General features: G+C 41.2%; 21 protein-coding genes. 8 read left to right on the top strand and 13 right to left on the bottom strand.

The window, feature by feature from the left end; genetic code table 11:
* The first annotated feature begins 249 nt into the window (after nt 1-249).
* Nucleotides 250-1,797, top strand: coding sequence for a methyl-accepting chemotaxis protein (locus L4C32_RS14235; protein WP_428197550.1), 1,548 nt, complete (start codon nt 250-252; stop codon nt 1,795-1,797).
* Between the two features lie 85 nt (nt 1,798-1,882).
* Here the strand turns inward: L4C32_RS14235 and L4C32_RS14230 are convergent, their stop codons facing one another.
* Nucleotides 1,883-2,077 carry a hypothetical protein gene (locus L4C32_RS14230; protein ID WP_428197549.1) on the bottom strand — a complete coding sequence of 65 codons (195 nt, stop codon included), beginning with the start codon at nt 2,075-2,077 and terminating at the stop codon, nt 1,883-1,885.
* Nucleotides 2,078-2,485: 408 nt separating this feature from the next.
* Here L4C32_RS14230 and L4C32_RS14225 point away from each other — a divergent pair, with 408 nt between their 5' ends.
* A complete protein-coding gene (locus L4C32_RS14225; protein ID WP_428197548.1) occupies nt 2,486-3,271 on the top strand; it encodes a hypothetical protein in 786 nt (261 codons plus the stop codon).
* A 243-nt stretch (nt 3,272-3,514) separates the two neighbouring features.
* Here L4C32_RS14225 and L4C32_RS14220 read toward each other — a convergent pair whose 3' ends face one another.
* A complete protein-coding gene (locus L4C32_RS14220) occupies nt 3,515-5,245 on the bottom strand; it encodes a bifunctional metallophosphatase/5'-nucleotidase (RefSeq protein ID WP_428197547.1) in 1,731 nt (576 codons plus the stop codon).
* A 168-nt stretch (nt 5,246-5,413) separates the two neighbouring features.
* Between L4C32_RS14220 and L4C32_RS14215 the strand changes: the two genes are divergently transcribed.
* Nucleotides 5,414-7,045 (top strand): DUF2813 domain-containing protein, encoded by a 1,632-nt coding sequence (locus tag L4C32_RS14215; RefSeq protein WP_428197546.1) that lies wholly within the window; start codon nt 5,414-5,416, stop codon nt 7,043-7,045.
* A gap of 46 nt (nt 7,046-7,091) precedes the next feature.
* Here L4C32_RS14215 and L4C32_RS14210 read toward each other — a convergent pair whose 3' ends face one another.
* From L4C32_RS14210 to L4C32_RS14180, 7 genes are all read right to left on the bottom strand, one after another.
* On the bottom strand, nt 7,092-7,643 hold the full coding sequence (locus L4C32_RS14210; protein ID WP_428197545.1) for an N-acetylmuramoyl-L-alanine amidase: 552 nt from the start codon (nt 7,641-7,643) through the stop codon (nt 7,092-7,094).
* Nucleotides 7,644-7,685: 42 nt separating this feature from the next.
* A complete protein-coding gene (locus L4C32_RS14205; RefSeq protein WP_428197544.1) occupies nt 7,686-8,024 on the bottom strand; it encodes a hypothetical protein in 339 nt (112 codons plus the stop codon).
* A gap of 12 nt (nt 8,025-8,036) precedes the next feature.
* A complete protein-coding gene (locus L4C32_RS14200; RefSeq protein ID WP_428197543.1) occupies nt 8,037-8,669 on the bottom strand; it encodes a hypothetical protein in 633 nt (210 codons plus the stop codon).
* A 252-nt stretch (nt 8,670-8,921) separates the two neighbouring features.
* Complete coding sequence (gene fhuB, locus L4C32_RS14195) at nt 8,922-10,916, bottom strand: Fe(3+)-hydroxamate ABC transporter permease FhuB (RefSeq protein WP_428197568.1); 1,995 nt, start codon at nt 10,914-10,916, stop codon at nt 8,922-8,924.
* Nucleotides 10,916-11,800 (bottom strand): iron-siderophore ABC transporter substrate-binding protein, encoded by an 885-nt coding sequence (locus L4C32_RS14190; RefSeq protein WP_428197542.1) that lies wholly within the window; start codon nt 11,798-11,800, stop codon nt 10,916-10,918. The genes fhuB and L4C32_RS14190 overlap by 1 nt, the downstream gene beginning before the upstream one ends.
* 146 nt (nt 11,801-11,946) lie before the next feature.
* Complete coding sequence (locus tag L4C32_RS14185; RefSeq protein WP_428197541.1) at nt 11,947-14,070, bottom strand: TonB-dependent siderophore receptor; 2,124 nt, start codon at nt 14,068-14,070, stop codon at nt 11,947-11,949.
* A 179-nt stretch (nt 14,071-14,249) separates the two neighbouring features.
* Complete coding sequence (locus tag L4C32_RS14180; protein WP_428197540.1) at nt 14,250-15,194, bottom strand: AraC family transcriptional regulator; 945 nt, start codon at nt 15,192-15,194, stop codon at nt 14,250-14,252.
* A gap of 200 nt (nt 15,195-15,394) precedes the next feature.
* Between L4C32_RS14180 and L4C32_RS14175 the strand changes: the two genes are divergently transcribed.
* The gene (locus L4C32_RS14175; protein ID WP_428197539.1) at nt 15,395-16,150 is read left to right on the top strand and encodes a siderophore ferric iron reductase; all 756 of its coding nucleotides are present in this window, start codon (nt 15,395-15,397) and stop codon (nt 16,148-16,150) included.
* A 78-nt stretch (nt 16,151-16,228) separates the two neighbouring features.
* Entirely contained in the window at nt 16,229-17,014 is a 786-nt protein-coding gene (locus tag L4C32_RS14170) for an ABC transporter ATP-binding protein (protein ID WP_428197538.1), read from the top strand.
* Nucleotides 17,015-17,233: 219 nt separating this feature from the next.
* Here L4C32_RS14170 and L4C32_RS14165 read toward each other — a convergent pair whose 3' ends face one another.
* The gene (locus L4C32_RS14165; protein WP_428197537.1) at nt 17,234-18,277 is read right to left on the bottom strand and encodes a GMP reductase; all 1,044 of its coding nucleotides are present in this window, start codon (nt 18,275-18,277) and stop codon (nt 17,234-17,236) included.
* A gap of 333 nt (nt 18,278-18,610) precedes the next feature.
* Here L4C32_RS14165 and L4C32_RS14160 point away from each other — a divergent pair, with 333 nt between their 5' ends.
* Nucleotides 18,611-19,915 carry an inosine/guanosine kinase gene (locus L4C32_RS14160; RefSeq protein WP_428197536.1) on the top strand — a complete coding sequence of 435 codons (1,305 nt, stop codon included), beginning with the start codon at nt 18,611-18,613 and terminating at the stop codon, nt 19,913-19,915.
* 48 nt (nt 19,916-19,963) lie between these two features.
* Here L4C32_RS14160 and ppiC read toward each other — a convergent pair whose 3' ends face one another.
* Complete coding sequence (gene ppiC, locus L4C32_RS14155; protein ID WP_428197535.1) at nt 19,964-20,245, bottom strand: peptidylprolyl isomerase PpiC; 282 nt, start codon at nt 20,243-20,245, stop codon at nt 19,964-19,966.
* 185 nt (nt 20,246-20,430) lie between these two features.
* Between ppiC and L4C32_RS14150 the strand changes: the two genes are divergently transcribed.
* Complete coding sequence (locus tag L4C32_RS14150) at nt 20,431-21,330, top strand: chemotaxis protein (RefSeq protein WP_428197534.1); 900 nt, start codon at nt 20,431-20,433, stop codon at nt 21,328-21,330.
* A gap of 98 nt (nt 21,331-21,428) precedes the next feature.
* Here L4C32_RS14150 and L4C32_RS14145 read toward each other — a convergent pair whose 3' ends face one another.
* Both L4C32_RS14145 and L4C32_RS14140 read right to left on the bottom strand, forming a co-directional pair.
* On the bottom strand, nt 21,429-22,112 hold the full coding sequence (locus L4C32_RS14145) for a MaoC family dehydratase (RefSeq protein WP_428197533.1): 684 nt from the start codon (nt 22,110-22,112) through the stop codon (nt 21,429-21,431).
* A 242-nt stretch (nt 22,113-22,354) separates the two neighbouring features.
* Nucleotides 22,355-22,783: a hotdog fold thioesterase gene (locus tag L4C32_RS14140; protein WP_428197532.1), complete on the bottom strand. Its 429-nt coding sequence runs from the start codon at nt 22,781-22,783 to the stop codon at nt 22,355-22,357.
* Between the two features lie 121 nt (nt 22,784-22,904).
* Between L4C32_RS14140 and L4C32_RS14135 the strand changes: the two genes are divergently transcribed.
* The gene (locus tag L4C32_RS14135; RefSeq protein ID WP_428197531.1) at nt 22,905-23,690 is read left to right on the top strand and encodes a M48 family metallopeptidase; all 786 of its coding nucleotides are present in this window, start codon (nt 22,905-22,907) and stop codon (nt 23,688-23,690) included.
* Nucleotides 23,691-23,818: the final 128 nt, after the last annotated feature.

The following is a 23,818-nucleotide window of genomic DNA, read 5'->3' as shown; positions in this document are numbered from 1 at the left end:
TCCATCGTGAAGTATTGACGGTTCAATACGTTAAGGAAGTGTCTCTATTTGAAATGTTTTCTAGCTTTCATTGTAATAAAAATGTAATAAATCATTGATATTAAATAACTAATTATTATTTTTGTGATATGCAACTGTGTTTTCATCTGAATTCGTTTATTTATAGATTTATACTGGGCTCATAAATGATACTTATATCATAAGAGCAAACTAGCAGTAAGTTGCATGAAAATGATCTAGGAAGTAAATATGAATCAAGAACAAAGCTTTGATGAATCACAGGTATTGCTATCAACGACAGATTTAGACAGCATCATTAAGTACGCCAACGAGGACTTTTGTAATATTGCGGGATATTCACTATCCGAACTTCAGGGGAACCCGCACAATATCGTTCGTCATAGCGACATGCCAAAAACGGCCTTTAAAAATTTATGGTCACATTTAAAACAAGATAAGTCTTGGATGGGACCGGTTAAAAACAAATGCAAAAACGGCGATTACTATTGGGTTAACGCCTACGTAACCCCCGTTAAAAATGAGAAAGGTGAAGTCTTCGAGTATCAATCTGTCCGAACCCTACTCAATTCAGAAACGAAAGCCCGTGCCGATTCGGTTTACCAAAAGATCAATCAAAACAAACAACCGCTAGGCTTACGTTTTCAAACTGACATGACCTTATGGGTTCAATCTCTGCTTATTTTTACGCTGATCGTTTCATTTGCTATGTTGGCTTTCACATCGATTGAACCCGTCTTTCTTCTTCCTTATATCATTCCATCTTTATTGATCACCCCATTTTATTATGGTTGGCGACGACGATACGCCAAACTTAATACTGAAGCTAAAGCAGTATTTGATAATCCGCTGATGAGTTACCTCTATTCGGGTACTAATGATCAAATTGGAAACCTCGATCTCTGTATTCAGATGCGTAAAGCAGAAATCAATGCCATTGTTGGACGCGTTACGGATGTCTCACAGACCATTAGTAATACGTCATCAACATCGTCCCAAATATGTACGGAAATAGCGGGCGTATTAAACCAACAAAATATCGAAACTGAGTTAGTCGCAACCGCGATGAACGAGATGTCTTGCACCGTTAATGAGATCGCAACGGTAGTGTCTCAAGCTGCCAATTCATCTCAGCAAGGGTTAGATATGAGCAAAGTTGGTAAAGAGATAGTCAGTGAGTCGACTGGAGCGATTAATAATATGGCCACGTTACTTTCTGAAGTAGATGAGTCAATAGAGTGCTTAGTTGCTGGTGGTCAATCCATTGAGTCAGTATTGACTGAGATAAACAGTATCGCAGAGCAAACCAACCTTCTCGCGTTGAATGCGGCAATTGAAGCAGCACGTGCCGGAGAGCAAGGCAGAGGTTTTGCCGTTGTTGCTGATGAAGTGCGTGCTCTGGCACAGCGTACCCAACAGTCAACTGAAGAAGTACATACTCTTCTTAATACATTACAGAGTGATTCTGAGCGTGCAAAATTAGCCATGGATAAAGGTACTCAGCAGTCGGTTGATTGCGTTGAGTTCGCCACGAAAACGGGAAATGCATTTGATGCTATTGCCGAAGAGATGACCGATATTGCGAGTATTAATGAACAGATCGCTACCGCTGTTGAAGAACAGTCTGTTGTGACAGAGCAGATAAACCAAAATGTTGTCTCTATCTCTGAGATGTCTAACCTGAGTGAGCAGCAGGGATTGAAAGCGGTTACATTAAGTAGTGACTTGCTGACGAGTATTCATGAGCAAGAGAGTTTAATTAAGCAGTTTAGATGTTAATAACTTGAACTTGTAAGCACGCATAAAAAAACGCTGACATAAAGTCAGCGTTTTCATTTAAATTATTTACCCTGAATCTGAGTAATTAGCGATACATACCGATATCTTTTTGAAGGTGAGATGATAACTCGCTCACGTAGCGTGATTGAGATACTTCATCTTTTCCAATAAAAATATCACGTATGTGTGCAATCAATCCTTTGAAATTTACAGCATACGCTTTTTGATCCATCGCTGGTACAGAGTCAATAACATTTAGGTTCATAGCTGCTTGTGACATGATTGTCTCACTTAATTTAAAATTGAAATAGTTGGTTGTGGTTGATGCAAAGGATATTATTCCTAAATATTGTCGCAGAATAATGATAAAAAAATGAGGTTCACATTAGTTTTTCTAATTAATAATTGGTTAACATTTGAACTGAATATTTATGCGTCAATTGCTATTTATTGAATGGAAAAACAAGGCTTTAGTGAATAATTAAAATGAATTTAATTAGCTTATAAATTATGATAACATTGCGATAACATAAATTATTTTTGTAACTATTCCATGATTACTTTTCTCGCTAAACACTCTCTAATTATTATGTTCATTTGTGCTTTTTTAGGCTTTATTTTGCCCCAAGCTTCAGCGGCGGTTTTTCCCTTTTTACCCTACGTGCTTTTTTTTCTAATGACGCTATCTATGATAGGTACCGATCAGAATCGATTGATGCGAGAACTCTCTAAACCAGCATGTTGGATGTTTGCCCTGCTCCACTCATTCGGTTTTATGCTCCTCAGTGCCCTCTGTTGCTATTCTTTAGGGGTAGACGATGAGTTAACCTTAGCAATTGTTGCTGTGGCTGCTACAGGCTCTCTGTTTGCAACACCTGCCATTGTGAAAGCGATTGGCTTTGATACGGTTTTTGCGATGGCAATGACCATCACTACGACACTGATATTGCCAATTTCCCTGTTTGTGACTCTATTTCTGTTTCAACAGCACTCTGTCAGTTTGGACATGTATCAATATGGATTGCGTTTATTGATCTTTATTTTTGGTCCAATGCTGTTATCGCTGTTGATGTATCGATATATACCAACCATCAAACTTAAAATGATTCACCAAAAAATTTCACCCTTTACGATTGTGTTGGTGTTCTTTTTTCCATTCGGTTTGATTGGTGATTTTAGAGGGTTGTGGCAGACGTCATCCAGTGAGGCGTATCAATATTTATTGATCGCTTGTGCGCTCTGTTTTCTGTTTTTTGCTATCACATACTTTATATATAAACGAAGTGGTGAAGAGAACGCTTTGATTAGCGCAATAACGGCTGGAAATAGAAATGTACTATTGAGTTTTACGGTGGCTGGTAGCTTACTGGGTCCAGCATTCTTGCCTTTGGTAGGTGCTCTGCAGATTCCAACCTATTTCTTACCGATGGCGGCGAAATTTATTGCAAAACACAAAACCAAAAACAAGTGCTGATTTTCTATTTGTCTCGATAACTGCTTATTAAACGGTTACAGGTATAAAATAGACTAATGTAGACCATGCGATTAACCATCCGGATAATACAAACACGTCAGTCCAATCTTTCTCCCACATAACTTCCCCTTATCACTCAGCAGTGAGTTGCCATATAACTAGTTCACTAGATATAAAGCAATTAAGGTGCCAAGTTTTATTATCTCGGGGTAGTCATTACTTTTTCATCGTTTCAGGCTGTGATCAATTATTAACCATTTGATTTAGAAAGAGTGATGGTTTATTGAGCGCTTCACTATTTTTAATAAAATCGATGAAACAGTCAGCCATTGAGTGTGTCAAAATCATGGCGTCGTCAATAATTTCACTAAATGCGTGATAGCCTTCCTTGCCTTTTATGGTGTAGGCAGATGAAACGCCAGTATAGATAGTGTCATCAGTCACCGGGATCCACCGCTGATCTTGCCAGATCTTTAGCTCTACAATTCGTTTGTCCTTTTCTCGCTTAGCGTCATAAACAAAAGACAATTCAGAAACATAGGGGTAACTTCCGCTGCCTGTCCCTTCGACACCGTTGTTAGTTGCATTATTAATCGCTCCTTCAAGAGCCAAGCGAAGGTGTCGGCCTCTAACTTTATAAATGGCGATTGGTACTGCAAACGGCAATACTTGTCCGGTAATATCCGAGATAGTGATGTTGCCACGGGTTAATGATGTTCTCACTCCCCCGGCGTTATGAATAGCAAAGTCGACGTCATAACCGTCATTCCTCACCTTCCATAAAAATGAATCAGTGACTAACGGCGCAATGTCACTGGGTCCACGTTCATCCGGGATACGAACGTGACGTAAATCCGTATCGAGGTGCCCAATAACTATCTTTTGTAAGGCTTGTACATCCGGTCGATATTTGGCATTAAGCAGTGCTTCAACTTCTGGATCTCTTTTACAGCGAATCACATTAGGGTGAGCAAACAGTTTCTCTTTAACTTGATGGTAAATATCTTCGTGGATATTACTCTCAAAGGTAGCGTCTACACACAGTCGTCCGCCTAACAGCAGTTCATTTTTTCCGACTAGCTTGTCGATAGTGCCATCGTCATTAAAAGTGATGTCGCAGTGACCAAGTGCGATAGAGTGAAAACCTGACTGGACAATATGCGTCTGGTTAACCTTAATACCATATGGGTCGTTGACTGCCATTCCTATGTCAGAAAAGTCCCCCTGCAAGATATGAGTATGGCCGCCAATAATCAAACTGATGCCATCGACGCTCTCTGCTAACTGTTTATCACCCTGGTAACCAAGGTGGCTTAACAGAATGATCTTATTAATACCTTGAGCACGTATTGCGTTAACCGTATTAATAGCGACTTGAGTAGACAACACAAAGGGGGTATCGGGATCAGGGTTGGCCAGTAAGCTCATCTGATCAACGGATAAACCAAATAGCGCCACCTCGCTGTCACCCACTTTTTTCACGATGTACTTCGCGGTTGCCGTGTCTGGCTGGTAGGGGTATAAATTTTTCTGATCGCCCAATCGAAGCGGTTTTAGTGGCGACTCTTTACTGATGTCCCAGTTACCCGCAAGGAATGGAAAGTTGATATTTGCGATAAACTGAGTGACGGGTTCATTGCCCATATCGAGCTCATGGTTACCGATCGTCATCATATCAACACCGATTAAATTCAACATTTCAGCATTGGCCACCCCTTTGTAGAGGGAGAAGTAGAGGGTACCTTGAAAGCAATCACCCGCATGTAAAAACAGAAATTCGTTACCACTGTCCACAGACTGGGCACGAAGCTGTTTTACGCGTTGAGAAATTCGGGAGAAACCACCACAGTTTACATAGGCTTTTACCGCTGGATTAGCATCTATAGCTAGCGTTAACGAGAGCGGATTGGAGTCGAAATAGGAGTGGGTATCATTAATATGCGCGATTTTTAGCGTTGTTTTACTTCTGTTCATCAGTCTTCCAATTAGTTGATACGATATAGTAACAGCTAATGCCTACATTTTTTATTCATATTTATGACAAGTATACGATATTCATAACCTGTTGAATTAATGTGATCTTAACGCCTACCCTACTCGATTCTATGGTATATGCTTAGAAGGTAGTTAAGGAGAATGTGTATGAAGTTAGACCGTATTGAAATTTCACGTTTCAGAGGAATCAAACGTCTTTCCCTTTCATTTGATGAACTCACTACGTTAATCGGTGAGAACACATGGGGAAAATCCTCCCTCCTCGATGCACTGTGCATTGCATTACCCCTCGATCTTAAAGCGTACGAATTTTGTAAACATGATTTCCATCAGGACCACTCTGTCTCCCTTGCGCCAAGTCGACATCTGCAAATTGTTATTCGTTGGACTCACTCATATCCTGAGGAGTACCTCTCAAGCCGTTACCGTAAATTTAAAGTCGCGTGGCAGCACTGTGACCAACCGGATAAGAAATACATCTATCAAAGGATCAGCTCAACCTTTGTCGATGATAAAATTTCCACTAGCTACTCATTTTTAGATTGTGATGGTAATGAGCTGCCTCTTCACGATCCCAAAGCATTAATCGATGAGTTAGTTAGATTACACCCAGTGATCCGACTAAAAGATTCTCGCCGTTTAAAGCAGCAAGAGGATCACGTCTACTTTGATGACCGAGTAGAGCGGCGGATTAATAATACTTGTCGACGTCTATTAAACTCCCCTGGGCAAGTAAACAATGGCGAACTGCGCAGTTCTTTGAAGTCGATGCAGAGTTTGGTTGAGCACTATTTTGGCTTTGAATCTCATACCTTTGTCGATACTAAGAAAATTCATGACGGACTCTTTTATGGTCATGCTCATGAAGAGAGCTCACTGCAAAATATCATGTCAAAGAGCCGTACTAAACAATCTAAGTTATTGTTATTAGGCTTACTCAATACCTATTTAAAAGCGAAGGGCTCGAATCGAATCAGCCAAGCGGCCCGTCCAATATTGATTATTGAAGATCCAGAAGGGCGACTGCACCCTACTCAGCTTATTCAAGCGTGGAATCTAATGCAGTTGATTCCGATGCAAAAAGTATTAACCACCAATAGTAGCGGTCTACTTTCTATTCTTCCGCTCTATTCGTTAAGACGACTGGTAAGGCAGTCAGACCGAACATTAGCGTTATCGCTTCGTAATAATCAACTCTCTACTGATGAGCTTAGACGTATTACCTTCCATATCCGTCTACATCGACCCGGCGCTCTGTTTGCTCGATGTTGGTTATTGGTGGAAGGGGAAACTGAGGTATGGATCTTTACAGAAATGGCTCGAATTTGTGGCTATAACTTAGCTGAAGAAGGTGTCTATATTATCGAGTTTGCGCAATCAGGGCTAAAATCGTTAATAAAAGTGGCCAATGCGTTTAATGTCGAGTGGCATGTTGTTACCGATGGCGATGTCGCTGGCAAAAAATACGCCGCATCAGTGAAGTCCCAATTGGGTAATGATCAAGAACGACACCGGTTAACTGAATTACCACATAAGGATATTGAACACTTTCTCTATACAACTGGCTTTGAGGGTTTCTTCAGGGAGTTAGTCAATATCACAGCAGACCAACCTGTACCACCTAAAAAAATCATTTTAAAAGCGTTAAAAAAATACGCCAAACCAGACATCGCATTAGGTATTGTGGAGTATTGCGAAGAGCGTGGCGTGGAAATGGTGCCACTGCTGATTCGCTGGGTAGTAAAACGAGTCATTACCATGGCTAGGGGGAATGTGTAACGTCCAAATTATTGTGGCAGTAAAGGCAAGTACTATACGTACTAAGTTATTTTCGTTCATATAGGCTTGTACCTTGTGCTATCGCTTTGGCTAACACGTCTATTTTACTTTCTGCTAACGCAAGGTCAGTGTCATTATCAATAAAAAAAGGTTCAATAATCACGCACGGCATGTTGGTGCGCTTACAAAGGTGTCCTCCTCTGTCTCCTGCTTTGCCTTTATACGCAACATTGACAGGTTTAAGGCCTCTATCATGTAAGCCTAAGGTTGTAACAATCTGTTTTTGAAGACATTGAGCTAAAAATTTACTCTTGCTTGAGCGGTAATAGTGCAAAACCTCTGATCCTGATGCCTGCATATTAAAAGCGTTGCAGTGTAAAGATATTGCGAGGTTTGCATGAGTTTTATTGACCTTACGAGGGAGTTGAGAATATGACGTTCCATCTCTGAACACGATCTCTACGGTGAAGCCTTCTTTGTATAAATACTGCTCTATTCTAAGAGCCAGCTCACTATTGAATTGGTATTCTGTTCGCCCCATCTTGTTTGACGCACCTTGTGCGTATGAGTCATGACCAACGATTATTGCCACTTTCATTTTGCTTCTCCTTCGCTACACATTCAAGTAGATAACTGATTATTAGTAACTGATAAAAATTGGCGGTAAATCTTGATTCACGGAGTTGAATACATTGATGGCATAATTTTGACGCCCATTGATCTGAATGGAGTACTGGCCTGGGGCGATATTGGAAAAGTAAAACATGCCATCAGGCCCAGTAACATATCGACCAATCGCCCTCCACCCCATGGATGATGGCATATAGAGATCGACGGTTACTCTTTCTAATGGATATGGCGTTCGTGAATAAGGGTTTGCCCCTTTCACCTGCCCGCGTAAATTGGTTGCGTTAACCAAAAATGGGGCAAGTAGTAGGGTCATAAATAGGACGATGATATAACCATTTTTAACGTTCATTGTTGCCTCCCATTAGTGCCTTAAATCTGGGCCACCAATACTGCTCGGCACTAAAGATTCTGTGAATTCATTGTCTGAATATTCATTAAACAGTTGAGGGGCTGCTTTTATGATTACCGGGTCATTTAACTTGATTAACAGGTCATATTCATCAATATACGCGTTCTCACTTGCTTCACTCAGATCTAAGATATAGTGACCGAAGTTAGGGATGTAAAATGTCAGTTGGGTCTTCTCCCATGTCCGTTTTAATCCGGGCAGACTAAGGATGACCTTATTTCCATTTATCCTTTGCAGTTCAGGATCAATCGATACCTTGAGCGTTTCGATTAACAAGCCATTAGTAAATTGAGTTCCATCTTGATTCAGCAAATCGACTTCCGCTTTTAACGTCCATACTGGATTGCTCATCTGAGTGATTTGGTGGTGTGTATTTTGTACAAGGAAGAAACCAAGCGTCACGGTGACGACGTAAGCGGAAAAAGCACCGGTTGTTTTGAAGTTCAAATTCGCGAGGACACCCGATGCTGACACTTTAGTATCTGGAAACATCCGATATAACACCATGGCTGGCACCATAGGGAGCAATACATACAGCGCATACAATGCAAATGACAATACTACGGCTAAAACCTGTTTATCCATCACTGCCTTCCAACAATTTGTGCATAATCAACAAAGAGTAGATGCTATCACTTGAATAAGTTAGGGGTATTGGAATTAGTGGTTGGAAGTCTTAATTACACAACAAATTATGTGTATTTATTCAGAGGAAAGGTGGCCCCACTCTCAAGAAGGCACACAGCCCTTAATTGAGTCAGAAAGTGAATGTACTTTTGCTAGAGAGGGTATTCTTATTGTCACTGAACGTTTGATTTAACCGATCTGTAATGTGTTTCATGATCTTCTTGATCTCAACAATAAGTAGATGAAATAACTCCCGCCAATTATTGATACTAAAGTGCCTGCTGCTAACTGTGCTGGATATACCACGACTTGTCCAAGCCAATTTGCAAATAACATGAGTGTTGCACCAATCAAAAATGACCAATAAATTTGTGTCCACACTAACCTTGCACCTACCAAAGCGGCAATATGAGGAGCAAGCAGACCAATAAAAGTAACCGGTCCCATTGTCGTTGTTACGACGGAACACAAGACAGCGACGATACAAAGCAACGTCGCATACGCCATGGAAACATTGAGGCCTCGTGCACTGGCGAATTCGCGACCTGTTGCTATTAATGTAATCCACCGACTCAGTATTAACGCCACCATAATGCCAATCGATACCACTGCAGCCATCGTTATTGCTGAATCCGGTTTGACACGATAAGTAGATCCCGCCAGCCAAGCCAGCAAGGTATATTTCCCTTCACCCACTCTGGTTAAGGAGAACTGTACTAACGCTTCTAATAATGCAGTTAACGAAATACCAGTTAGAATGAGAATTGAAGGCGCATATTGATGTTTTTTACCCAAAAATAAGAGTATACAAAGTGCAATAGCACTGCCTAAAAATGCCACCCAAGGGCTTAATGAATGAATAGAGTAGCCCATGAATAAGCTACTGAATATTAGGGCTAATACAGCGCCAGCGGACACGCCAAGAATATCTGGGCTTGCTAGCGGATTGTAGACCAGCCTTTGTAATATAACACCAGCTACCGCCAAGCCGCCCCCAGCAAATATTGCCGTAAGCATTCGAGGCCATCGTATAGACCATTCAAATGTATCTGGAAAGCCGAAATAACCCATACCTGATGAAGGTTGTGAAAAAACGCTTAGCATTATCAACCCTCCCAGCATGGCGATCAAAACTAGAGACGCCAATGGCGAAATCTCTTTTAGACCTTTTGGCATGGAGAAAAACAGTTGATCTTGTGCAGACATCTGTTTCCTCGCAATAATAATCAGTGCTGGTGCACCTATTACCGCTGTGGCTGTGCCTGTAGGTATCATATCCATTGACCATTGTGCCAAAAAAGTCGCTAGGCTATCAGTTGTGCATAAGAGTAATGCACCTATTACACAGCTGGCTAACAGTTCCTTTTGTGCCTTAATATATCCCAAGTGTTTTGCAATATTTGGTGCTATAAGGCCAATAAAACTGATCACACCCACTGACGTTATTGACACTGACACTAACCAAACGCCAATAAACATCAAAACAAAAAATGTTGTCCCAATATTAAGTCCACGTGCAGCAGCACCTTCGGTTCCAATAGAGAGTAACGTTAATGTTCTTGGAGCCAGTAAAAAAATGATAACAATTGGCAACAATTTAGGCAGAAGCCATACCACTTGTTCCCAACCGTTTTGGCCGAGATCCCCTGCCCCCCAAACAAATAAGTTCTGGGCATATTGATCGTTAAGCAAAATGATGGCAGTGGCGAATGCGCCTAATAATAAATTGACCGCCATACCTGCAAGCACAATAGGCAAACCACTCATATTCTTGATACCGACAATAGAGACGATGAGTCCCATCGCTAGCAGAGCTCCAACCAACGCAAACCAGACTGAATATTGCGCGACTAACATCGGAGCGACCACATTCAATACCACTAAACCAAGCCATGCTCCAGATGACGTCCCTAATGTTAGCGGTGACATCATCCGGTTTTGTGTAAGTTGTTGAAATAGACTCCCTATCGTACCGAGTGTGCCGCCTACTATAATCGCCATCACAAGTCGCGGTATATTGACATGTAAGAGAGCCATTAACTCAAACGAATCATCTGCCATTTTAAATAATGACGCAACATCACTCACGGACATCAGCGTTTTAAGTACTGGCCAAAGAGGGCCAAATTCTGATTGTCCTAACCCTATATGAAAAATGGCCGAGGTTAACAGGGCCACCACGAGCATGACCCCACTTGACTTCATCATTGCTCCGCAAGTGTCAACAATGATTCAGCCATTGCTTCAGCATTGTACATTATGGACATCGCACCACCGTAACTCCAACTTGCAGCGACTGTTCCTACTTGATGATTTTTGACAAAAGGCATGCTATTCCAAACTGGAGAACGATTGAGTTTTTCCTGATATGGGAAAGGTTCAAAATAAAGAGCAATACCATTATTGATGGCCTTAAGATCAGTGATACGCTTTTGACTGATGCCCCATTGACTGGAAGGAAGAACCATTGCGTTTTCAAAACCTAACTGTTCTAACGCGTATTGTGGAATTGAGTTGTCACCATAAAGATACACAGAGGTAGTACTGGCAAAACGAAATGATGTCACTTTGGGTTTATCATTTGGGTATGCTTTGTCTAACTTGAGCTTGAGCTCAGCTATGCGCATTTTCATGGCCGTTAATTTTTTATCCGCTTCTTTCTCCTTACCTATTACTTGGCTTATCATCTTAAAGTTTTCAATAGCGGCACTCACATTATTATGTTGCTCACTATATGTTTGGTAATAAAGAACGGGGGCGATTTCAGAAAGCCGTTGTTGCAGATCTTTTTGAGGGGAGGCAATAAGAATGACATCAGGGTTTAGCCTTTTCAACGCTGAAAAGTTTGGTTCGGTTCGAGTCCCAATATCAGTAACACCTTCAGGAATGGCAGGTTGTACGACCCAATCGGTATAGCCTGATATATCAGGAACCGCAATGGGTGTAACACCCAATTCAATAACCTGTTCTGCTATATCCCAATTAAGTGCAGCAACCCTTACTGGTTGAGCATCGAGTGTTTTATTTCCTTCGCTATCTTTTACTTCAAAATTGGCCATTACCTGCGGTGACATGAGTGCTGCAAGCATGCATATCATAGCCTTTAAATGATAAAACCCGCGGCCTATCTGATTTATTGTCATATTATACCTATTTATTAATATTCAGTACTTTCATTATGAATGACAAAAGCAGCCAAAATAGGGCTGCTTATATCTCGACAAAACTAGCTTAGTTAGAACTCATAATTTACGCTGACCTCAACAGATTGTTCCGCACCAAACCAACAATTAGATTGGTCATAACAGGCAGAATACTCTTTGTTGAGCACATTATTAATGGCTAAATTGGCAGTCGCACCTGTCATGCTTTCCATCGCACTACCTAAGTCATAACCGACAGACAGATCCACAACCGTGTAAGAGGGTACTTTTCCTTCGGTATTAGTGGCATTCATTTGCATTTCACCCACGTAACGTGCTCCTGCACTCAGTCGTGAGCCAGCTAATACGCCAGTGTATAGATTGTAATTAGCCCATACATTGGCTGTGTGCTCGGGGACATAGATGGGAGTCGTTCCTTCCAATCCACTTAGAGAGTCTTCAATCACTTCCATATCTATGTAAGTGTAAGATGTCGCAACATCGAGGTTCTCAGTTGCAAACCACTTTCCAGATAACTCGACGCCTTTAGAAACCACTTCACCCACTTGAATTTTAGGTCCGTATACGTTCGTAGGATCTGTCATCAACATATCTTTTTTGGTGATATGGAATAGAGAAACGGTCGCTTCTTTTGACATATCTTCAGACAGGTATTTAACACCTATTTCAGCTTGTTGAGCCGATTCTGGGTCAAATTCATTCCCATTTCGATCAACACCAGATGCGGGTTCAAAGCTGGTTGCGTAACTTGCAAAAGGGGAAAGGCCGTTATCAAATTGATATAAAGCGCCTAATCGATAAGTAAACGGTTTATGGTCTGATTCATGTGAATAATAGTCACTTTCAGATTTATAATGATCTAAACGGACTCCCGCAATTAGAACCAAAGCATCTAAACGAATCTGATCTTGAAGGTAGAAACCAAGTTGACTTGATGTTGTATCATCAAGGTACTGAGCCGTTTTTGTCACATCATTGCGATCGAGTAAGTCGTTATTAGGATTCAATGGGTCGAAACCTGTAAATCCACTACTATTGGCTGAGTATGATGAGTAGTTAACATTACCGTCCATGTCTTGATAATCGACACCAATCAGGATGTTATTTTCAATAGAACCGACATCGACAACACCACTCAGTTGGTTATCGATAACAAACCCTTTAAAGCTTTCATCTGTCGAGTATAAAGAACGTGTTAACTGATTAGGTGTACTCGAATTGTAACTCTGGTGGTAAGTATTTTCCTGATACAGAGATGCATCGGTATAACGAGCATTCTGTAAAAACGTCCAATTATCATTTAATTCATGGTTAATTTTATAACCAGCGATTAAGACTTCACGTTCAAATTTACTCCAATTTTTATCCCCCATAGAAACCGTAGGGTCACTGGCTTTCAACACATCCAACGGCATTGATGAATTAATGCCCATTGAAGGATCGTTTTGGTAATAAAGATTAAAATTAATTAATGTTTTATCACTCGCTTGCCAATCCACAGAGGGCGCTATCAGATAACGTTCTTCTTCTGCATTGTCTACTTGGCTATCTTGTTTACGCGCTAATGCAATCAATCGATAAGAAAAATCGCTATCTCCGAATTGTCCCGTCGTATCAATAGATGCTTCTGTTAATTTTCGCGAACCAATGGCAACACCGACTTTGGTTGCTTGTTCATTTTGAGGTGCCTTTGCGATCATATTGACCATGCCCCCAGGTGGCATAGCCCCATAAAGTACTGATGTTGGTCCCTTAAAGATTTCAACTTGCTTCATTGCTATTGGATCGATCTGCGGTTGAAGATTCCAACCATTCAAAATTTGCAATGAAAGACCATCGTAGTAGTTAACATTGTTCGTTTTAAAACCGCGAATGGAATAAGAATCAAACATTGCGACAGCTCCACCACGGTTTTCAGTGACAACCCCAGGCGCATAACGAAGGGCTTGATTCAGAGATTGAACTCCTCGAATTTCTAATTGTTCCTCATCAATAACCGTAATACCTTGAGGTGTCTCTTCAGGTTCTATTGCTGATTTGGTTGCCGTATTACGATATGCCTTCCCCATAACAGTGACTGTTTCTATACTAGAACCAGCGTTTGTCACCGTCTCTTTTGCTATAACTTGGGTTGATAATGCAGTCAGCAATGCAACTGTAAGTGATGAATACTTAAAACGAGTGTGAGTGGTCATGATTCCCTCTAATACCAATGCATAATACGAATAATAATGAATCGCATTTGCATTGTATGCATCTAGGAATGGGATAATTAACAATTTGGGGCAACTTAAAAAAATTTACCGATTGATAACTACAAACAGATACTATTTAGCAGAAAGACATAGTTAAAAATCATGATTGCGAGATAGCTCTAGGCTCTAATAATAGGAACCCAGTATTCCATCTCTGCGTTCGTTGCGTTGACGTCATAGTTGGGTGGATATGCTTCAAGTTCATAGCCATCAACACCACGGTAGCCTGAGGATGGTAACCAGTTGAGCACAAACCAACTTAACGTATGAGGTAAATTTTCAATACAACCACGATGTTTAACGACCGCATACACCTGTTTAGGAACAGTGAGCACCCCCAGTTTATCGGAGATAATGCTGGGTAATTGAGGAAGAGAAATCGAATCCTGAAGTTCGATACCAGCCCAATACTGAATGTTAGTGCCATCAAAACACGATTGGGTCAAATCGATAACACCAACAAATTGGTATGGATTGTCATTATTAGCCAAATTGGCACTGTGAAACACGGGAGGCATTTGTGTGGCGATTTCATTTTCCAAATGTGACCAAAGCTGCGGCACTTTTTGAGTAAAATCTTGAGTCAGCGAAAACAAGCCGCTAATTTCAGATGTAACTCCTTTGACTAAAAACGATTCTCTTTCATCTATACGCACCTCAACAAAACTGAGTTCGCCTTTTATTTGAGATGTCGCTACTTCTGATACTTCGATCGGTTTTCTTAGCCCTACCCGCTTACCTGCTTTTCGATATTGACTTGGGCTCGATCCAAACATTTGTTTAAAAGATCGACTAAAGCTGATTTCAGAATTGAAACCAAGTGATAGGGCGATGTCAATAACTCGCTCTTTACCATCAAGAAGATATTCAGCGGCTTGGCTTAGTTTTAGCTCTCGAACATAGTTTGCGACCGTCAGACCCGTTTCTGCTTGAAAAACTCTTTGCAGTTGCCAACGAGACCAACAACTCTGTTTTGCAATATGTTCTAGCGACAATGTGGCGTTAAGGTTAGCGTGGATATAGGCCAAAACTCGACTGATTCGAATAAATGCTGGGGTGTTCATATGCAGACTCTCAAGTTCTCTATTGCTGGCTGCTAGAGATTAATCCAACCAACATTTTATCATTCTAACGATCTAGCGTGACACACCGTTTATAAGCGGATTCACTAAACCACTGCCTTATGCAAATGCTCCATATTGTATGGTTATCTATTTTTATCTTGGTTATGATAACACGACTAATTCTCATTTAAAGGTTTAAGATGCTTTCCCAGTTGAACAACATTATCACTCGTAGGAGAGCACCGTCTTTACATCGAAAGGTTTTCAAATATTCAAAACAAGTAACGTCCTATTTAAAAGGCAGTTATGGCGCACTACCCGCTAGAAGCATTGCAGTGACTAATAATGATAGCCATAAAGAAATCAAGCGAGTGTACGATGGTATTGCACAAACGTACCCTGAAGCTGGTAAGGCATATTGGTTAACCCGAAGTTGGGATTTAGTATGTTGGCAACCCATTTACGTTTCATTCATTTCAATTTATGGTCTTTATTCTCTGCCGGATATCAAGAACATTGCTCAATTTAGGATCAACGCCTTTGTAGCAGGTTATCGTTTTTTCAATGATGCACACAAACACGGTACCCCTGAGGAGCTTATACCGTATGCCGGAGAAGCCATACTGTCATTGACAGCATTTTATCGTTCTCAATTCAGTATATGGTTACGAATTCGTCCAGGCTTCACTCATCACTTGCTCGCTGATCTATTGCTTTCAAGTTTAATTAAACTTCAGCAACACCAACCGAATCTTACCAATGAATATATTATTGACCAAGCTAGGCGATGGTTAGAGGCGTGCCAACTTCCAGAAAAACACCTAGCCAGTCTTACTGTCGATGCCAGATCAGGAATGCTGAAGTTAGTAAGAATAAGCTGTTGTTTGGTTTATAAATGCAACACCAGTAAATATTGTGATGATTGTCCGAGACATCCCGATAACAAAAAACGCTGATAACGCGCTATTTTTAGATTGTTGACGCCTTATGTAGCGTTTATTCTACTCCCGATTTGACCTAGGTACATGACTGACATGTTTCAACTTTCAAATATTAAAATTGTTCGAGATAACCGCTCTATTCTCAGTATTGATGAGCTGACAATTCCAACTAATGAACTGACGATCGTTCTTGGTCATAATGGTTCGGGGAAATCTACCTTAGTAAATTTATTGTCTGGGCAGTTATCACCAGATGAGGGCTCGATTTATCTATCAGGCACATCACTTTCATCATTAAAAAGTAAAGAGTTAGCAAGAAAAATAGCCTACTTGCCTCAAAAGTTGCCTACATCTGCTGGATTAACAGTTGAAGAACTTGTTCGGTTAGGGCGCTTTCCTTGGAGAGGGGTTTTTGGACGTTGGAATGCTCAAGACAAACATATTATTCAAGATGCAATGGATAAAACGGGGGTCACTGATTTTTCACACGCTTTAGCAGATGATTTATCTGGTGGAGAACGCCAACGAGCATGGGTTTCCATGCTGCTCGCTCAACAGTCACCAGTATTGATCCTTGACGAGCCAACCTCAGCACTTGACGTTCATCATCAATTTCAATTAATGGGGTTATTGTCAGAGCTAAACAATAAAGAGAACGTTGGTGTTATTGTCATCTTACATGACCTAAACCTTGCCTTGCGATATGCCACACATATTGTAGCGCTAAAAAAAGGACGTATCGCATTTTCCGGCAGTGCGGAAGCATTGTTAAATGAAGAGGCGCTCTCATCACTTTATGAAACCTCCATTTGCTTGATCGACCACCCTCCTTCAGATAAAACCTTAGCTACTAAAAAAGTTGCAGTAGTGTGTGAATAATGCCCGCTTGGAATCGATCACCACCTGCGGTCTGTTTCTGTTTGCATTTGGCATAATTGATAAATTTTGTATAAACCGAATCGATGAAGAGCCAATATACATGAGCTTTCTCGCTAATCACGACACTGCTCTCCTGGCGCTACTTGCTGTTTTTTCGGATAAAAAAAGGGCCGCTAAAAGCGGCCCTTGAAACTTCGTAATTTCCGAATCGAATCGGGTTTACTCTTTACCGAATACGTTGTTCTCTTGCTCTTGAACTCGGATGAAAGTTGTACGCTTAGTTAGCTCGCGAAGCTTTGCTGCACCTACGTAGGTACATGTTGAGCGTACGCCACCAAGGATGTCAGAAATCGTTCCGTGAACGCTACCGCGGTATGGTAACAGTACGGTTTTTCCTTCAGCTGCACGGTACTTAGCAACACCACCTGAGTGCTTTGCCATTGCGCTTTCTGAAGACATTCCATAGAACTTCATGAACTGTTTGCCGTCTTGCTCAACCACTTCACCGCCGCTCTCAGTGTGGCCCGCTAGCATGCCGCCAAGCATAACGAAATCTGCACCGCCGCCGAAGGCTTTTGAAACATCGCCTGCACATGAACAGCCGCCATCACCAACAATACGTCCGCCAAGGCCGTGTGCTGCGTCTGCACACTCTATGATTGCTGAAAGCTGAGGGTAACCAACACCCGTTTTAACACGAGTAGTACATACTGAACCTGGGCCGATACCCACTTTTACAATGTCTGCACCAGCAAGGATCAACTCTTCAACCATATCACCTGTAACAACGTTACCTGCACTGATTACTTTGTCTGGGAATTCTGCACGAACACGCTCAACATATTGAACGAGATGCTCAGAGTAGCCATTAGCAATATCGATACAGATGAAGATAAGATCATCAGAAAGTGCCATGACATCTTTGGTTTTTTGGAAATCGGCATCGGATGTACCGGTAGAGACCATTGCGTTATTTAATGTTTTTGCATCATTGCTGCTAACAAATCCAGCCCAATCTTCGACTGTATAATGTTTATGGATGGCAGTCATTACGCCGTGTTCAGCTAACGCTTGAGCCATAGCAAAACTGCCCACTGAATCCATATTTGCAGCAATAACAGGAACACCTGACCACTTGCGACCGCTGTGCTTAAACGTAAATTCACGTTCAAGCTCTACTTGAGAGCGGCTTTTTAGAGTAGAACGCTTGGGACGGAAAAGTACATCTTTGAAACCAAGCTTAAGTTCTTGTTCGATACGCATGTGAAATCCTTATTAATAATCGTAAAGAATTACCAAAATTAGGTCTTTCGCTGGATGTCATATTTATTCTGATTACCAATTTTTAACCAGATGGTGAATTACACGCAAAAAAAACCGAAGCGTTGGTAGACACTCCGGTTTTCAGCATTATACGAGCAGATTTGAGGAATGCAACAATGATAGAACTATTTATTACTATTTTTTTTGCATTACTGACGCAATCGTTTGCTAATTAGTGTGTGACACATTTATGAAAATGAGTGTTTTTTTAGCCGCGTTGTTTCGATTTTCTGTGATATGATTCGCGAAAATCCCCTACTACTATGACCAAAGATGAAATTTCCTGGCCAACGTAAGTCGAAACACTATTTTCCTGTCAGCGCTCGAGATCCACGTGCAACTCAAGCTCAACAATCTCCAAAACTCTCTCGTCCCTACCCTATAGGTGTCGGGCAGACCATTGTCGATATTGAAGCTAAGGTTGATGAAGACTTCTTACAACGTCATCATTTAAGTAAGGGACACTCTCTTGTTCTTGAGGAGAGTAAAGCGGATGCGTTATACCTTGAACTTAAATCACGAAATTTGATCACTCACGAATACCCAGGCGATACCATTGGAAACACCCTTCATAACTACTCTGTGTTAGCAGACAGCAAATCGATGCTATTAGGTGTGATGAGTAAAGATCTTCAAATCGGATCTCATGCGTATCGTTACCTATGTAAAACATCCAGCAGAATGAACCTTGATCATCTTGAAGCGGTAGATGGCCCTATTGGTCGTTGCTATACTTTGATTTCGGAAGATGGTGAGCGAACGTTTGCCATCAACGAAGGCAAGATGAATCAACTTAACCCTTCAAGCATTCCGACTGCCGCATTTAAAAAAGGGTCTGCATTGGTTATCTCTTCTTATTTGGTTCGTGGCCAAAAAGGCGATCCAATGTTGGACTCAGTGATGAAATCCATTGAAGCGGCCAAAGCCAACAACGTTCCCGTCGTTTTAACGCTTGGCACCAAGTACGTGATTGAAGGCAACAGTGAATGGTGGCAAGCCTTCTTGAAAGAGCATGTTAGTGTCGTTGCGATGAATGAAGAAGAAGCGGAAGCATTAACAGGAGAATCTGACCCCTTACTTGCGGCTGATAAAGCCTTAGAGTGGGTTGATTTGGTGCTGTGTACTGCGGGTCCCATTGGACTTTATATGGCGGGGTATACTGATGAAGCGTCTAAACGTGAATCAGCCCATGATGTGTTACAGGGTAGCATTCCTAACTTTAATCAGTACGAATTTAGCCGTGCTATGGTGAAAGCGTCTTGTGACAACCCAATTAAAATTTATTCGCATATCTCTCCTTTCATGGGCGGTCCGGTTGAGATCAAAAATACCAATGGTGCCGGTGATGCCGCACTTTCTGCATTGATACACGATATGTCGGCGAACTTATACCACAAACGTAATGTCCCCAATTCAAGTAAACATGCCGCTGAATTTTTGACCTACTCATCGCTTTCTCAGATCTGCTGTTATTCAAGTCGTGTCTGTTATGAAGTGTTGATTCAGCACTCTCCACGGTTATCGAGAACACTGCCCGAACGTGAAGAGAATTTAGAAGATACCTATTGGGAACGATAATAGATATGAAAGCCGACTCATTGTAAGTCGGCTTTTTTTGATCGGTGACTATGTCTTGTAGAGTACCTTGATAACGTGGTATCCAAATTTTGTTTTAATTGGTCCGAGTGGTACCAGTGTTTCACCTGAAAAAACCGCTTTATCAAACGCGGGAACCATGGCGCCTTTTTTAAATTCACCTAAATCTCCACCACGTTTACCTGACGGGCATGTTGAGTATTTTTTGGCAAGTGTTTGGAACTTAGCCCCTTTTTTCAATTGTGCAATGATATCGTTTGCCAGGTCTTGGTGTTTCACTAAAATATGTAGTGCGGCGGCAGTTCTAGCCATTTGATGCCCTTATAATCGTTGTCGACAAAAGAGTATATCAGCCCGCAGACTCAATGAAAATGTATGCTCAATATCAATAAAATGGCGCTCTTCTTGGCTTTATTTCTCAATAACGTTAATTGGCACTATTAATCAGTCAATCCTATCCTTTAAAATGGTTAGGTATTAATCTCTAGAGTGGTCTTATGAAAAGCAAGGCGAATCAATCTCAAGGTATGCTGCTGTTTAAGCTAACAGCGAGTCAAACGTTTGCAATCGGCACCTTGAAAGTACGTGAAATCGTGCCATATGTTCAGTTAACGACTATCCCCTACTCGCATCATAATGTTCTAGGGACTGCAATTATCCGTGATATGACCATTCCAGTTATTGACATGGCGGCAGCAGTTGGTTTTCGACCGATTCATGAAAGTGAGCGTGAGAATTGCTACATCATCATTACCGACTGCATGCGTACCATTGTCGGATTTTTGATTCGTGGTATTGAAAAAATCACGGAATGTAACTGGAAAGAGATAGAGCCGGCTCCAGATACCGTGGGTGCTGGTGCTTACCTGACGGGGGTGACTCGTATCGATGATAATATTGTCCAGATGCTGGATGTTGAGTTATTGCTATCAAAAATCTATCCGGACTCAAACCAGAATCTCTACCCTATTATTGCTGATGTAGACAGAGAGCGTCTTAAGTCGCTCAATATTTTGTTAGTCGATGATTCGACGGTGGCAAGAAGACAGTTAGCTGCAGCACTAGATAGTATTAATATCCCATACAAAATTGGTAAAAATGGCCTAGAGGCACTTGAGATTTTACGATCATCACACGCTGAAGGATGTGCCATCGATATCTTAGTGAGTGATATTGAGATGCCAGGTTTAGATGGTTATGAACTGGCATTCCAAGTTCATAATGATAAAGAGCTCTGTGCGGCTTATATTATTTTACACACCTCACTCTCTAGTGAGATCAGTGTTGAACAAGCGCATCAAGTCGGAGCGCATGAAGCGTTAACCAAGTTTGAAGCGACCGAGTTGGTCAATGCGATGCTGCGTGGTGCAGAACATAATGAAGCACTAGCAACCTAGCTCTTATCAAACAGTAGTGACATAAAAAATGGGCCCCTATCAATTTAGATAGAGGCCCATTTTATTTGTATCTGTTAAATAAATTTGTTGAAGCGTGTTTAGAAATAGATCCGCACAACCGAGACGGCAACACAGCCTGGACGACGACATTTTTCTATCTCTACAGAGATCTCTTTCTCTAACTCTAAGCCACCTTTAATTGGAGTGACGTTCAACAATCTGCTGCGAGCGCGAATGCGTTTTCCTGATTTAACCGGATAAGGAAAGCGCACTTTGTTTAAGCCATAATTCACCGCCATTTTTGCGGTTGGAAACTGGCTATTATCAGGATCAACACTGTCGGTGAGTGATGACAGCATAGAGAGCGTTAAAAAACCATGTGAGATCGTGGTTTTAAAGGGTGAATCTGCCTCAGCACGAACTTTGTCTGTGTGGATCCATTGATGATCGTCAGTCACTTGAGCAAACTGATTAATCTTATCTTGATCGATAGTGGCCCATTCGCCAACATGAAATTCTTCACCAATAAGTGGTAACAACTCTTGCATAACCGCGTGTGACTCTGGCGTCAGCTTACTCTCATGTTGCTGAGGGGTACTACTCTCTTTACTGTTAACAAGGTGTTGGTGCTCTTTTACCCAAGTAACGATGTGACTGTTATTAGCTTTGGTTAAAAACTCAGTCCAGTAATCCATGATCGTAGGTGACATCCAGTCTTTTAATTCAAACGGGTATTTTGTAAGAGATTCACGTTTATGCTTAAGCATATCCACTACTTTCATGTAAGAATCCTCTAAAATCTATTAGCGAAAAACGACTAATATGTATGAAGTCGTATAATTCTGAATTAGATCACAAATTTGTGCAATTATTTTCGAGCGTACATGTGTAGGGCGAAAAGAATATATCTTTGAAATTCAATAGATTGAAAAAATGGCGAGTGATAAATAATCAATAATAATAGTTAATAATGTTAGATCTCCATTGCAGAAACCATAAAAATAATTGATTGATTAATCAGTATTTATTTAGCTTTCCGTTTCATCACGGCAATGGTCAGTCGACTTGTGCAGATAAGATGGCTTGAACTGTTACGAATTTCGATCTGCCATACCTGTGTTTTCACACCTAAATGAACTGGGGTTGCGGTACCTGTTACGATGCCAGATCGTACCGCTTTAATATGATTCGCATTAATGTCTAAACCAACACAGAAATGGCTGTCGTCTACACACATATTGGCAGCGATTGATCCTAAGGACTCTGCCAACAATACCGAGGCACCACCGTGTAACATACCCAGTGGTTGATGAGTGCGTGCATCAACAGGCATCGTAGCCGATAAACTGTTGTCATCAAAGTCGCTATATTTAATGCCTAAACACTCCATGGCAGTATCTTTTGAGGTTAGATTGAGTGATTCCAAATCAAAATGTTGTTTCCAGATTGTCATGACTGCTCCTAAAGAACCGCTTTCTTATTTGATGTCTAATGGCTGTGATTTATGTGTAGACTCTATTATGCAGTAAGATACCATTAACCTCTAAATAGAACATAAGTAAATAGGTGTATTCATGGATTTGATATCTAAAAAGTGTGTTGCTGTCAGTTTATTAGGTGCACTTCTTATTGGGTGTACCTCTTCACCCACCGGTCGTAATCAAGTGATTCTGTTTTCCAGTGATGAGATGTCACAGCTTGGGGTACAATCATTCGAACAATTAAAGAAACAAGAGAAAATCAGTACGGATAAAGCATTGAATCACTATGTTCAATGTGTCGCAAAAACCATTACCGACCATGTCCCCAAGCAACCAGATTTTAGTTCGTGGGAAGTCGTTCTATTTGACAGTGACCAGGTAAATGCATTTGCACTACCAGGCGGAAAAATTGGGGTTTATACAGGGCTTTTAAACGTAGCTAAGAATCAAGATCAATTAGCGACGGTCATTGGTCACGAAGTTGCCCATGTATTAGCTAATCACGGTAACGAACGTATGTCTCACGGTCAACTGGCTGACATTGGTTTGAAAATCTCGAGTATCGCGATTGAAGGGAGTGAATATCATGACACTGCAATGGGGGCCCTAGGTCTTGGTGTTCAATACGGAGTCATGCTGCCCTATGGTCGTTCACAAGAGTCTGAAGCGGATATCTTAGGTTTAGAGTTAATGGCTAAATCGGGTTTTGATCCTTACCAGAGTGTCGAGTTGTGGAAAAATATGGCCAAACAGTCAAAGAGCCAACCCCCAGAGCTACTCTCTACGCATCCTTCTAACCGTACACGTATTGATGATTTGAGTGCTGGAATCGTAAAGCTCAATACATATCAAGGGCAAACTCCAACCTGCTCTAAATAGTGAAAAAATATTGATAACTCTATCATCAAATATTGACTGTGTGACTTTCCTCCTATTATTTAGAGTGAAAATGGTCTACATTAGAAACTTAAAGACATTAAAAACATAAACTCCACACTGTATTATCA

This window comes from Aliivibrio kagoshimensis (assembly GCF_050337105.1).
GTDB classification, from domain to species: domain Bacteria; phylum Pseudomonadota; class Gammaproteobacteria; order Enterobacterales; family Vibrionaceae; genus Aliivibrio_A; species Aliivibrio_A kagoshimensis.
This window is presented reverse-complemented; position numbering and strand designations above follow the sequence as displayed.